General features: G+C 61.6%; 13 protein-coding genes. 8 read left to right on the top strand and 5 right to left on the bottom strand.

Annotation, left to right across the window (positions count from 1 at the left end; genetic code table 11):
- Window positions 1-60 precede the first annotated feature (60 nt).
- Window positions 61-762, top strand: a complete 702-nt coding sequence (locus IB277_RS35530) for a DUF899 domain-containing protein (RefSeq protein WP_034798126.1) — start codon at window positions 61-63, stop codon at window positions 760-762.
- Window positions 763-962: 200 nt separating this feature from the next.
- The gene (locus IB277_RS35525; RefSeq protein WP_113293864.1) at window positions 963-2,441 is read left to right on the top strand and encodes a hypothetical protein; all 1,479 of its coding nucleotides are present in this window, start codon (window positions 963-965) and stop codon (window positions 2,439-2,441) included.
- A 102-nt stretch (window positions 2,442-2,543) separates the two neighbouring features.
- On the opposite strand, the gene IB277_RS35520 is transcribed toward IB277_RS35525, so the two are convergent.
- Both IB277_RS35520 and IB277_RS35515 read right to left on the bottom strand, forming a co-directional pair.
- Window positions 2,544-3,044: a DUF1801 domain-containing protein gene (locus IB277_RS35520; protein WP_060643687.1), complete on the bottom strand. Its 501-nt coding sequence runs from the start codon at window positions 3,042-3,044 to the stop codon at window positions 2,544-2,546.
- Between the two features lie 112 nt (window positions 3,045-3,156).
- A complete protein-coding gene (locus IB277_RS35515; RefSeq protein ID WP_162744752.1) occupies window positions 3,157-3,759 on the bottom strand; it encodes a hypothetical protein in 603 nt (200 codons plus the stop codon).
- A 4-nt stretch (window positions 3,760-3,763) separates the two neighbouring features.
- On the opposite strand from IB277_RS35515, the gene IB277_RS35510 reads away from it, so the two are divergent.
- The gene (locus tag IB277_RS35510; protein WP_246812895.1) at window positions 3,764-4,339 is read left to right on the top strand and encodes a flavodoxin family protein; all 576 of its coding nucleotides are present in this window, start codon (window positions 3,764-3,766) and stop codon (window positions 4,337-4,339) included.
- Between the two features lie 30 nt (window positions 4,340-4,369).
- On the opposite strand, the gene IB277_RS35505 is transcribed toward IB277_RS35510, so the two are convergent.
- Together IB277_RS35505 and IB277_RS35500 are read right to left on the bottom strand one after the other, a co-directional pair.
- Window positions 4,370-4,804, bottom strand: coding sequence for a helix-turn-helix domain-containing protein (locus tag IB277_RS35505; RefSeq protein ID WP_051659405.1), 435 nt, complete (start codon window positions 4,802-4,804; stop codon window positions 4,370-4,372).
- A 116-nt stretch (window positions 4,805-4,920) separates the two neighbouring features.
- Window positions 4,921-5,823, bottom strand: a complete 903-nt coding sequence (locus IB277_RS35500) for a LysR family transcriptional regulator (RefSeq protein ID WP_192373042.1) — start codon at window positions 5,821-5,823, stop codon at window positions 4,921-4,923.
- A gap of 166 nt (window positions 5,824-5,989) precedes the next feature.
- On the opposite strand from IB277_RS35500, the gene IB277_RS35495 reads away from it, so the two are divergent.
- From IB277_RS35495 to IB277_RS35475, 5 genes are all read left to right on the top strand, one after another.
- Window positions 5,990-7,195: an MFS transporter gene (locus IB277_RS35495; RefSeq protein ID WP_192373041.1), complete on the top strand. Its 1,206-nt coding sequence runs from the start codon at window positions 5,990-5,992 to the stop codon at window positions 7,193-7,195.
- Between the two features lie 292 nt (window positions 7,196-7,487).
- The gene (locus tag IB277_RS35490; RefSeq protein ID WP_192373040.1) at window positions 7,488-8,828 is read left to right on the top strand and encodes a sugar ABC transporter substrate-binding protein; all 1,341 of its coding nucleotides are present in this window, start codon (window positions 7,488-7,490) and stop codon (window positions 8,826-8,828) included.
- A 67-nt stretch (window positions 8,829-8,895) separates the two neighbouring features.
- The gene (locus IB277_RS35485) at window positions 8,896-9,927 is read left to right on the top strand and encodes an aldo/keto reductase (protein ID WP_112984775.1); all 1,032 of its coding nucleotides are present in this window, start codon (window positions 8,896-8,898) and stop codon (window positions 9,925-9,927) included.
- Complete coding sequence (locus IB277_RS35480) at window positions 9,924-10,868, top strand: carbohydrate ABC transporter permease (RefSeq protein ID WP_113135549.1); 945 nt, start codon at window positions 9,924-9,926, stop codon at window positions 10,866-10,868. Before IB277_RS35485 ends, IB277_RS35480 begins: the two co-directional genes overlap by 4 nt.
- A complete protein-coding gene (locus IB277_RS35475) occupies window positions 10,865-11,680 on the top strand; it encodes a carbohydrate ABC transporter permease (RefSeq protein ID WP_060643670.1) in 816 nt (271 codons plus the stop codon). Before IB277_RS35480 ends, IB277_RS35475 begins: the two co-directional genes overlap by 4 nt.
- Window positions 11,681-11,697: 17 nt before the next feature.
- Here the strand turns inward: IB277_RS35475 and IB277_RS35470 are convergent, their stop codons facing one another.
- Window positions 11,698-12,585, bottom strand: coding sequence for a DUF3313 domain-containing protein (locus IB277_RS35470; protein WP_112984795.1), 888 nt, complete (start codon window positions 12,583-12,585; stop codon window positions 11,698-11,700).
- Between the last annotated feature and the right edge of the window lie 59 nt (window positions 12,586-12,644).

The raw sequence follows: 12,644 nt of genomic DNA, 5'->3' as shown, positions 1-12,644 counted from the left end.
GGAGTTCAGCGTTGCAACGATGCCCCCACGCAAGTTGCCCAAAAAGGGAGATCATTGAGAATGTTGCCTAAGATCGTTTCAATGGATGAGTGGCAAGCCGCAATCGAACAACAGATTGCCAGGGAGAAAGCCCTCACCCGCGCACGCGATGACTTGAGCGCCGAGCGACGGCGCTTGCCGATGGTCAGGATCGACAAGGACTATTCGTTCGAAGGCCCCACGGGCACTTTAAGCCTTGCCGACCTCTTCGATGGTCGGCGGCAACTGATCGTCTATCACTTCATGTTCGCGCCCGGATGGAAGGCGGGCTGCGACGGCTGTTCCTGGGTCGTGGACGCGATGACCCACCCGGCGCATCTCAACGCACGCGATACGTCCATCGTGCTGATCTCGCGCGCGCCGCTCGAGAAGCTGCAGAAATATCAGGCCCGGATGCAGTGGCAGCACCCGGTCTGGTACTCGTCCATGGCGAGCGACTTCAACCACGACATGGGGGCCACGGTCGCCGACCCGGATGACCCGACCAGGACCAGCGAGCGTCATGGCGTCAGCGTTTTCCTCAGGGACGGCGACGATATCTACCGCACCTATTTCAACGGTGCGCGTGGCGTGGAGTATCTCGGCAGCATGTGGACGTATCTGGACCTGACGCCCTACGGTCGCCAGGAAACATGGGAAGTGTCTCCCGCGGGATGGCCACAGACCGAACCCTACGTTTGGAACCGGCGCCACGACGAATACGGGACCGAACCGGCCTTCTGATTTTCCCCGGCGGCGAGCATGGAATTGTCGTGCTGCCGTTCCTACGTCTTGTCTTGCCGATCGTCCGACCTCCGTCATTGCTGCGGGCCGGAACAGGGCTCGGGCGCGATGCTGAAGGAATATCGCCGGCCCTGGCTGGAGCGCCGAATTTGTGGATGGATCGCGCCTTGAAGAGGGGCGCTGTTGGGGGCCGTCAATCGATGGGAAACGAGACTCAAATCGGTAAGGAAGGTCCGGCGCCGAGAGGCAAGAGGTTTTGGTGGCGGCGCGGCGTTCGGATTGCATCGATCGCGCTTGCCGCCTTGCTTTTCCTGCTGGTCGCGCCGCTTGCGGCTATTCTCTATCCGACGCTGAAGAGCTATCCCCGAAGCGACTTTCCGGCCGCGACCTCGCAACTGGAGCGCAACAGGCAGGACCTTGCCCATCTGCGGCGCCTGATCGAGGTCGACCGCAGCTTCTCGCCGACCGCCCAGGCCGCGTTTGCCGCCGCCCTCGAAGTGATCGAACAACGGGCCGGTGATCTCGACCGCGCCGGTCTGGCGATCGCGGCTGCAAAAGCGGTCGCGCTCGCCGACAATGGGCACACCAGCGTGGTCGGCCTCGTCGGCGGCCACAGCTTCAATGCGGTTCCCATCCGGCTTGGCTGGTTTGCCGACGGCCTGTTTGTGATCGCCACGACAGGCGAGCAATCGCACCTTTTGGGCGGAGAGATCCTTGAGGTAAATGGAAGAGCGACGGAGGCCTTTGTCGATGCGCTTCGGCCCTATTTCGGCGGCCCCGCCAATCTCGCCAAGGAATTCGTGCCGAATGTCGCGATTTCGCCGGAATTGCTCCATGCCGCCGGCCTTGCCAAAAGCCCGCAGGAAAGCGCCTATTTCATCCGTCGCGAGGATGGAAGCGCTGCGCAGATCGCTCTTGTCGCCACGTCCGGTGCGCCGGAACCCTTGAACGCCCATGTCTGGCCACGACGCGATTTCAGTCCCTTGTCACAGACCGGTCGCGGCGCCGGGTGGCGGCACGTGCTCGACGATGTCACGCTACCGGCCTATCTCACGCGCCCCGACGCCAATGTCTGGCACCACTATCCCTTGCCCGATCTTCTCTACATCCAGATCAACCGCATCAGGGATGCGACGCCAGAGGGCCTGTCGCAGGGGCTCGCCAAGGTGCTGGACGAAGCTGAGAAAAAACCGATACGCAATGCAGTCGTCGACCTGCGGTTCAACAATGGCGGCAATTACGAACTGACCGCCGATTTCTCGCGAAGGCTCCCGGCCATCCTGCCGCCGGAGGGACGGCTGTTTGTGCTGACCAGCGCGAACACGTTTTCGGCCGCGATCAGCACGGCGGCGCGACTGAAGTACTTCGGCGGCCCGCGCACGGTACTTGTCGGCGAGCCGATAGGAGACCGGCTGCAGTTTTGGGGCGAAGGCGGCCGCACGGTTCTGCCGAACTCGAAGATCACCATCCGTTACTCGACGGCCTATCACGACTGGGAACACGGTTGCAGCCTGTCGGAGATCAGGACCTGTTTCCTGCTGAATTACGTCTACGACGTCCCGGCAGGTCCCCTTCAGCCAGACGTCGCGCGCTCCACTAGCTTTGCCGACTATGCCGATGGCACCGACCCGGCAATGGCCGCCGTCATGAAGATACTCATGGTGGGCAATGCCGATTGAGAAGCAGCTTGTGGGGAGGCAGGGCCGCGGCCGTACGCCGCCGTGGCCGCTGACATCCGTTGGCCCGGCCATTCCCGGCGGCGAAGGATCTGCGGCGACGCTTTACATCTTCTCGCCCGGCAGTTCGCTGGCCTGCTTGACCCAATCCATGAACTGCGCCTCGTCGAGTTCGTCCGTCTCATAGATGTCGAGATAACGAACATCCGGCTGTTTTGACGTGCCGGGAGGTAAGGGGCTGAATTGCGCCCCGCGGAAGAAAGCGACCTTCACGTATTTCGTCATGCAATGAAAACTGAGGAACCAGACATCCTTTTCCACGCCATAAAAGGGAGAGTTCCACTTGACCGCTTTTTCGACGCCGGGAACGGTCTTGACGACCAGCCGGTCCAGCCGCTTGCCTAGATCGCTTTTCCACCCCGGCATCGCAGCGATGTACTGCTGCACCGGCGCATTTCCGTAGCCCTTTGCGATCTGCGGATTGCCGCCGGTTAGAAGGACGACGCCATCGGCCGATTTTGTCGGCGGCGTCTTGCGTCCGATCTTTGAGCGTGGCGCAAGGGAAGCGGCTTTCGGTGCGTTCTTTCCGACTTTCTTCTCAGACATCCCGGACCTCGACTGTTCCGTCAGTTCGTTCAGGGTCGGATCCACCGTGATGGGCGCGGAGCCCCATACCAAATGGCTAAGCACGATACATAGCCATCCAGCTATGCATCGGTCAAGAATAAACCTCCGGTGTCAGCTGCATTGCGGGCCGCAACTCGATCAGAAAGCCGCTTCGCCAGGTATTGGCCATCGGCACGGCATCCCTCCACAGCCGTAGGGTCATGGCATGCAAACGGTCCGGATCCCCTTGCGATCCCGACCTGTGCAGCAGCGGCTCTCGTGACGAGCCATCATTCGGGATCTCGAGCGTGTTCTCCACCAACACCTTGACCGCCGGACAACACCCATGCCCAAACGGCTGTAGACCTGCTGAACTGAAAAGACGCTCTGCCGACACGACTGCGCGCGCTGTTGCAGCCTGCTCCGGTCGATTTGCCACGTGGGCCCAAGGCCACGGCCGCGATCCCTTGTCACCAGCAAGCGCCTCTACCCGGCATGTGCCGAACTGGCCGTCGCGGCCCGAACCGAATAGCGAAAGAGCGAAAGCACCCGCAACATAGGCACCCCAAGGTGCGTACTTGTAGGTGGCCTCTGCGCCCGATAGGCCTGCAGCCAAGCCCTGGAGTTTCCCTTTCCAGGTTGTCCGCTGCTTGAGGAAGATATCGATGAAGGCAATGGTTCTCTGCTCCAGCCCGCGGCGCGATGGAAACTCCACGACGATGGCGAAAGCGGTGGCCGATGGTTTGCTTGAGGCGGGCCATCAGGTCGAGACCGTTCATGTCGACGACGTCCTGTCGGCGCTGCTTAGAGACTGTCGCCAATGTCGTATGCCCGATGGCGAATGCGCGATCGACGACGGTTTCCGGCGGGCGTTCTTTGGCTCCTACCTTCCCGCTGACGGTTTTGTCGCCGCAAGCCCGATCTATTGGTATGGCGTCTCTGCGCAGTTGAAGGCGTTCTTCGATCGAATGTTCTGCTACGTGGCCGCGTCGCATCCACAATCGGCGTCCGTTGTCGCGCAGATGACTGGAAAACGGATCGGCCTCGTCCTCAGCTCAGAAGAGACCTACCCCACCGTTTCGTCCAGCCCGCAGCATCAGTTCCAGGAATTCAGCCGCTATACGCGTTCGACCTTCGTCGGCGTCGTTCATGGCCATGGCAACGCACGCACAGATATTTGCCGCGATCCGAGTGACCCGATCGGACGGGCACGCGTGTTCGGTCGGAACTTCTTCAGCGCTCACACCTCCGACTACCAGATCGACACGCCGCGATCAGGTCGCGTCTGGGCGTGAGCCGTCTTGCGTGCGCGCAATATCTTTCGGCTAGGCCAGGCGGACCTTCCGCCGCCTGGCCGCCTTTGCCTCGCTCGCGGCCGCATCGTATTGCTCCCTGAAGTAATCAAGCTCCGGAAAGTTCCGCTCCGCCCATCGGTCGAGGCTGATGAGCGTTTCGCTGAGAGACAGGCCGACTGAGCTCAGACTGTACTCGACATGGGGCGGGTTCGTCTGGTGATCGTGACGCTGCACCAACCCGTTGCGCTCGAGGTCCTTCAACGTCTGGGTCAGCATCTTTTGCGAAATGCCCTCGATCTTGCGCAGCAACGCGCCATTGCGCATCGGGCCCGCCGCGAGCGCCGACATGATGAGGATCGCCCATTTCGTCGATATCAGTTCGAGCGCATGCCGAGCCGAGCAGGATGCGTCGAACACGTCGGGATTGCTCGCAGGCGGGGCTCCAGCTTGCGGGGGCAGTTTCATCATCACCTCAAGGACATGCCGTTGCGGCCGCCGCTCTTCACGCCTCACAGGTAGTGCGCGTGATCGCGCCCCACAAGTTGCGAGTAGCACAGCCGAAGGCATGAGGGCGCGCCGGGCTACGCCCAGGGCGCACCGGCCGCCCATTCCGCTCGGATGGCCTCAATAAAAAGGCGGACCTTTGGAGAAACGTGCTTTCGTGTCGGATAGACGACGTAAACAGGCGGCTCGTCGCGTTCGAATTCTTCGAGCAGGGGGACAAGCCTGCCTTCCCTGATGTCGCGGCCCACCAGGAAGGCGCCGAGTTGCGCAAGGCCCGTTCCGGCGAGGCAAGCGTCGCGAATGGCCTCGGTGTTTCCGAGACGCAAGTTTCCCTGAACACCGACGTCCCGGTCTCCGCCGCCGACCCTGTAATGCCACGGTACCGGTCCGCCTGCGTGCTTGAACCCGATCCTGTCGTGGCGCGTCAGTTCGTCGATGGTGCGCGGCGTTCCGCGCCGCTTTAAATACTCCGGCGCAGCGCAGGTTATGAGCCGATGAGAGGCCAGGACCCGCCGCACGAGGCGACTGTCGGTGGGCCCGCCGATACGAACGGCAACGTCGATGCCGTCGCCGACGATGTCGCGATACTCATCCGAAAACGAAACCTCCGCTTCCACCTCGGGCCAACGGTTCAGGAAGCGCTGGAGAACGGGCAGAATGTGCAGCCTACCGAGGGCGATCGGCACATCGATGCGAAGGCGCCCTCTTGGGGCCTGGTGCCGTTGTGCCAAGGCGAACTCCGCGTCGTCCACTTCTGACAGGATCCTGATCGCATGCTCGTAGAAGAGCTGGCCCTCCTCGGTGAGGCTGACGCTACGCGTTGTTCTATGGATCAGCCGCGTTGCCATATTGTCTTCAAGACGTGCGACACATTTCCCGACCGCGGAACGGGAGAGGCCGAGCCGTTCCGCCGCCAGGGTGAAGCTCTGGTCATCGGCGACACGAACAAAGGCGCGCACATCGCCGAGATGGTCCAGCATCGCAAGATCCTATTGGGGACGATTCGTCCCTTTTGTTTCCATAAGGCCGAAGTTTATCTGAATATCGGAAACAGTAAAGAATGCCTCGCAACGTCCCGGCAACGGGACATGAAGGATTGGCTGGGCGCCACAACGTGCCTCGCCCCAGAATGAAAGAGGCAATTAGATGAAACTCCAGGAAGAAACCGACGGACTCCAAAGGAAGGGAGGCCCTGACCGGGAGAATTGGCTACCGGTCTATGCCGCCGGCCTGTCGACCTTTTGCGTCGTGACGACGGAGATGCTGCCCGTTGGGTTAATGACGCCGATCGCAGACGACCTTCAAACGTCGATGGGGACCGCCGGTTTGACGCTCTCGCTGCCGGCGCTGCTTGCCGCGCTCTTTGCGCTCACCGTGGTACTCTTGGCCGGCAGGATCGACAGAAGGCGCATCCTGACCACCCTTCTCTTGCTGCTGGTTGTTGCAAACATCATTTCGGCGCTGGCCAGTACGATCGGTTTGCTCCTGGCGGCGCGTATCATTGTCGGCCTTTGCATGGGCGGCATCTGGGCCGTTGCCGGAGGCCTTGCGCTACGGCTGGTTCCGGGCCGATCGATCGGTGTCGCAACGGCGATCATTTTCGGCGGCGTTGCAGCAGCGTCGGTTCTTGGCGTTCCGGTCGGAGCCATGATCGGTGACGCGGCGGGCTGGCGCTTCGCGTTTGCCGCGATGGCGGTCTTTTGTGCGATCGTGCTTGTGGTCAATCTCTGTGCGTTGCCTGCGCTGCCCGTCCACCAGTCCGTCCGGCTCAGCCAGTTTGGCCATCAGCTCTTGAACCGCCGGATCCAGCTTGGTTTGGCGATCACGTTCCTGTTCGTTGCGGGGCATTTCATGGCCTACACCTTCATACGTCCGCTTCTGGAAGTTGTTTCGGGCATCGGCACACAATGGGTCGGGCTCATGCTGTTTGCCTATGGAGCCGCTGGTATTGGCGGAAACTTTGTTGCTGGCCCTGTCGCCGACAGGCGTACCGGCGCGACCTTGCTGTGCATTGCCGGTGCCCTTGCTGCTGTCCTCTTCGGCTTTGCTCTCTTCGGAAACTCCGCTCTTGGCGGTGCGGTCGTCCTCATCTTGTGGGGCATCGCCTATGGTGGCGTCTCGGTCTCATTGCAAACCTGGATGATGAAGTCGGCACCCTCCGACATCGAAGTCGCAACGGCGCTGTTCGTCGCAATCTTTAATATCGCCATTGCCGCCGGATCCTTTGCCGGCGGTCGTATTGTCGATCGGTTCGATCTCGGCACCAACCTGCTCGTAGCGGGCATCCTGCCTTCCCTCGGAATTCTGCTCGGATTGAAAGCGCAACGTCTGGCCACTGCTAAGGTTGACTGATCATCGGACATATATCGAGCGGATCGCACTTACCATCTGTGCGCAACCGGATGGACCGGGACGGCTTTCGTCCCGGCTCCGGCGGATCAGGAACAATCGCTTGAGGAAATTCCTACTCCGGCCGGGGGGGAGAGCAGCAAAATCATTCCGCAATACTACATAAAATACATAGACTAAATGTGTATAAACCGAGGTTTCTCACGCATGATGCTGGCAACAACGCGTGCGCCGGACCCGTTCCGCCTGCAACGAATGACAACGCTGGCCAGCCCAGATTTCGACGGAGGATCTCATGTCCAGTTCCATTTTCGGCCAGGCCTATCGCCGCCGCAGCGTGCTGAAATCGCTCGCGGCTGCCGGCGCCCTGCCCTTCATCGCGCCACTTGCCTCCTCGACGGCCCTTGCGTCCGGCAACAAATATGCCGGCCGCACGGTCAATCTCCTGATCATCCAGCCGCATGTCGTCACGGGCAAGAAAATTGCCGAAGATTTCGAAAGGCTGACCGGAGCCAAGGTCAACGTCACGGCGGTGCCCTACGACCAGGTCAGCGTCAAGGCGACGCTGGACGTGCAGTCGGGCGCCAACCAGTTCGACGTCATCGACTATTTCTATACCTACAAGGGTCAGCTCGCCGAAGATGGCGTGATCGAGGACGTGACCGATCTCATCGAGCGTGACAAGGCCGAGATCCAGCCGGAAGACTTCATCCAGACGATCTACGACCAGTACACGCTGCATGACGGCCGTCGCTATGGCCTGCCCTATGACGGCGACAGCCATCTGTTGTTCTATAACCGCGAGCTGTTTGATCGCTACGGCCTGAAGGCGCCGGCAACCTGGGACGAATACAACGAGAACGCCAGGGTGATCACCGAGGCGGAAAAGAAGAACGGCATCTATGGTGCTGCGGTTCTGGGCGCGAAGATCCCGGTCATCATTCTTTCCACCTATGCCAACCGGCTCACCGGCTTCGGCGGCAACTTCTTGAAGGCGGACGGCACCTCGGCGCTCGACAGCACCGAGGCCGTCGAAGCCCTGAAGTCGCTGCTTGCGTCGGCTCCCCATGCGCTGCCGACCCCACTTGAAACCCGCTTCGAAGAAGGGCTGCCCGCGTTTCTCAACGGCAAGGCTGCACAGATCGACTTCTGGACCGATCTCGGCGGCTATGCACAGGACCCCAAGGGCTCGAAGATCGTCGACAAGTGGGGGGTGACGCGCATTCCCGTCGGCGGCAGCAACAAAACACCCCGCCTCGCCTTCAATGCCGGCTTCGGTTTTGCGATCACCAGCGGATCGAAAAACAAGGACGTCGCCTGGGACCTGATCAAGCTTGCGACCGGCAAGGAGTACCACCAGGAGCTTCTGGCGCTCACCGGCTCGGGCATCGACCCGGACCGCCAGTCTGGCTTGAAATCTAAGAATTTCAGAGACTTCCAGCCGTTGGTGCAACCGCTGCTCGATGATGGCGCATTGGAAAACAGCCTGGCCTGGCCGACCGCCGTCTATGCGCCAAAACTCGAAAATGCGCTGACCGACGAACTGGCCCTGGCGCTCGCCGGCACCAAAAGCGCGGAACAGGCGATCGCCGATGCCCACCAGGCCTGGACCGAAATCATCGAGACCAACGGCTGATTGCTTGCGGGGTGGCGCTTCCTCCCGGCGCCGCCCCGCCACTTTTTCTGAAACGAGGCAAAAGACCATGAGCGCAAGATCCTTGCCGAAACGCAGGCTCGGCCGAACCGATTTCGACATCACGCCCGTTGGCTTCGGCGCCTGGGCCATCGGTGGCCCCGATTGGGGCTGGGGATGGGGAAGTCAGGACGATACCCGGTCGATCGCCGCCATCCGTCATGCGGTCGAGCGCGGCATCAACTGGATCGACACGGCGCCCGTCTATGGCCTCGGCCATTCCGAACAGATCGTGCGCGAGGCGCTTTCGACCATCCCACGCTCCCAACGTCCGTTGATCTTCACCAAGGCCGGGCTGATCTGGGACCCGGACAACCGCAACGCCCTTCCCGCCCGCATCGGCAATGCCCAATCCATTCGCCGCGAGCTGGAGGCTTCCCTGAAGCGGCTCGGCGTTGATGTCATCGACCTCTACCAGGTGCACTGGCCTGCCAATGACGGCACGCCGGTCGAGGAATACTGGGCGACTTTTGCGGAGTTGAAGAAAGAGGGTAAGGTACGGGCCATCGGGCTTTCGAACCACGATCGGGCGCTTCTGGAGCGCGCGGCAACGGTGGCGCCCGTCGATGTGGTGCAACCGCCCTTTTCGGCAATCAAGCGCCAGTTCGCCAGAGCAGACCTGCCGTGGGTGCAGGCGCATGGCAGCGGCGTCATCGCCTACAGCCCACTGCAATCAGGCCTGCTCACCGGCGCCTTTACGCCGGCGCGCGCCCGGGCCCTTCCGCACGACGATTGGCGATCGCGCGACGAGGAATTTTCGGGCGAAGCGCTTCACCGCAACCTGGCCTTTGCCGAAGGCTTGAGGCCGATTGCCGCGCGACACGAAACGACCGTCGCTGCGATCGCTGCGGCCTGGGCGATTTCCTGGCCCGGCGTCACCGGTGCCATCATCGGCGCGCGCGAACCGCTGCAGATCGACGGTTGGATCGATGCCGCAACCCTTGCGCTCACGCCCAGCGACCTCGACGATATCGAGGACATGTTGCTGGCCACCCGGGCCGGCAGCGGGCCGACACGCCCGGATCTGGCCGAGGCCGCATGACCACCTTTGCCGTTGAGGTGCTGGAACGCGCCGGCGCGGCGGATGTTGCCGCGCGCGCCCACGCCTTTTGGGCGCGTCTCGCACGGTTGGCCTGGATAGCACCGGTTCTCGTCGCGCTGATCGTCACGACGCTCTACCCGACTGTCTTTCTGCTGGCGCTTGCCTTCAGCAAGAGCACGCTTGGAAAGCCGTTCCGCGGCTTCGTCGGCATCAAGCACTTCGCAACGGCGCTTCAGGATCCGATCTTCCTCGCGGCCATCGGCAGAAGCGTCGCCTATGCACTTGCCACCTCGCTGGTGCAGCTTGCGCTCGGCTTCTTGATCGCGCTGCTTTTCACTTCCCTGTTGAAGGCCGGCCGCTTTTTGATGAGCCTCGTTCTGCTGCCACTGATGACCCCGCCGGTCATGGTCGGCATCGCTTGGAAGCTGATCTTCGCGCCGGCAGGCGGGCTCCTGAACGGTAGCCTGATCACCTATGGCTTTATCTCCGAGCCGATTTCCTTTCTTGGTCACCCGACGCTCGCCTGGCTGGCGATCGGCGCCGCCGACCTCTGGCAATGGACGCCATTCATCGTCATTCTCTGCTTTGCGGCTCTTTCCACGGTACCCGACAGCGTTCACGAGGCAGCGCTGGTGGACGGGGCCAATGGCTGGCAGCGCTTCTGGCACATCACACTTCCGCTGGTCGCCGCACCGCTTTCGTCGATCTATCTGCTGAAGCTCATTTTGTCGTTCAAGCTCTTCGACCTCATCTACATCCTGACCTTCGGCGGACCGGGCTTTGCGACGACATCGGCCGGCTTTGCCATCTATCGGCGGGCGATCGAACAGTTCGACGTCGGCCGCGCCGCGGCCGAAACGATGATCTATGCGCTTGTCATCGGGCTTGTGACCTTGCCCGTCGTACGGCTGCACCAGCACTTCGAAAGGCGAGAGCTGTGAGACCTGCCGCGCGACATCTGTGGCTCGGCCTTGCGACAGCGCCGGTCGTCAGCTTCTTTGCCTTGCCTTTCCTCTATCTCATCGCGGTTTCCTTCAAGACGAAGGACGACGTGCTCAACGGACGCTTCTGGCCGACGATACCGACGCTCGCCAACTGGCCGGCGGCCTTCGACGCGGCCAACATCCTCGGTTTCATCCTGAATTCCGTGATCGTGTCGCTGGTTTCGGGCCTCGTCACCATCGCGCTGGCGCTGCCGTCGGCCTATGCCGTCCTGCGGCTGAAGATCGGTGGCAAATGGCTGTCGGACGTGACGCTGTCGAGCTACATGGCGCCGCCGATCGTAGCGCTGATCCCGCTGTTTTTTCTGCTGAAGACAACCGGACTGCTCGATACGCGCGCCGGCCTGATTCTCATTTATGGTTTCGCCAACGTGCCGGTCGCCTTCTGGCTGCTGATGCCGTTCCTGCGCCGGATGCCGATCGAGATCGAACAGGCAGCGGCGATGGACGGCGCCGGTCCATTTCGCACGCTGCTGCAGATCGTCGTACCGATCATCGCGCCCGGCATCGTCGCGACCTTCATCATCGTCACGGTCTTGTCCTACAACGAGTTCCTGTTTGCTTCCGCCTTCACCTTCTCCGACGCCACGCGGACCTTGCCGGTGGGCATCTCGCTCTTCCAGGGCGACCGTCTCGTGAATTTCGGCCAGATGGCAGCCGCCTCCCTGGCAGGCATCGCGCCGGTTTATCTGGTCGCGCTGTTCATGCAACGCTACCTCGTGAGCGGGCTTGCCCATGGCGGGGTGAAATAAGGATCGCCAACCGCAAGCTATCGCGCAATAGGAGAGTTGAACGCTTGTTGCGCCGCAGCTTTTGGTTTCTTGTCGGTCCATTGAGGCGGCGCGCCGTATTTGGCTGCTATCGCGCCGACGAGGCCCGGTGCCCGACCGAAGGCATCGCATGCGGCATATTTGGGTTTGCCACCCAACCAGGACTGCATGCGTTGCCGGGTCGGCAGCGAGATATCCAATGCCTTCGGCTCCTTGCCGGAAATCAGCACCTGCGAAAACGCGTCGGCGAATTTCGTCGAAAAGCTATAGGCGTCGCCGACTTCCGAAACACGGGGCTTGTCGAGGATCGAATTTGCACCACGCGCCCAAAGCATGGCGGCACTTTGCAGACCGCTGGCATCGACCGCTTCGGCCTCTACAGCCAAGCCTCCCAGGCCGACAGGCAATCGCGGCACGCTGACGGGCAGGACGAACCCCGTACCAATGGTGATGGCCGTGGAAACCCCTGCGAGCGCCTTGTCTGTCGGGACAATATCGGCGATCACGGAGCGAACCGTCAGATCAGCAGGCTGATTGGCAGGAACCATCTGGTACCTGTCGCTGAGCGCGACGCAGAGCGCCCGATCGAGAGCGTTCGAAACCAAATCGCGATCGGCATCGGACTTGATCTTGGAGGCGGCTGCAAAGGAAAACGTCGTTGGCGCGATGCGGACGGTTTTCACGTCGACCAGACGTTGTCCATCAACGTAGAGGCGTTTCTTGGCCACCATGCCTTTCGACGGACCGAGCTTGCCATAGGAGGTCAAAGTCCCCGCCTCCTTCAATGGAACCGATTGGCATCCGACCAGGGTTGCCGAGAGTAGCCCTGCCAGCGCCACCGCGCGGGCCGGGACGAGCGATGAAGAAACCCAGGCAAGCGATTGAATAAAATATTCTTTTAGCACGTTTCATGATCTCCGTTGACATGCAACGGCGACCTTGGGGA

It is taken from the genome of Ensifer sp. ENS07 (assembly GCF_014852185.1).
In the GTDB taxonomy this organism is placed as follows: Bacteria; Pseudomonadota; Alphaproteobacteria; order Rhizobiales; family Rhizobiaceae; genus Ensifer; species Ensifer adhaerens.
Note: the sequence above shows the minus strand (reverse complement) of the source record. Positions and strands in the feature narration are given on the sequence as shown.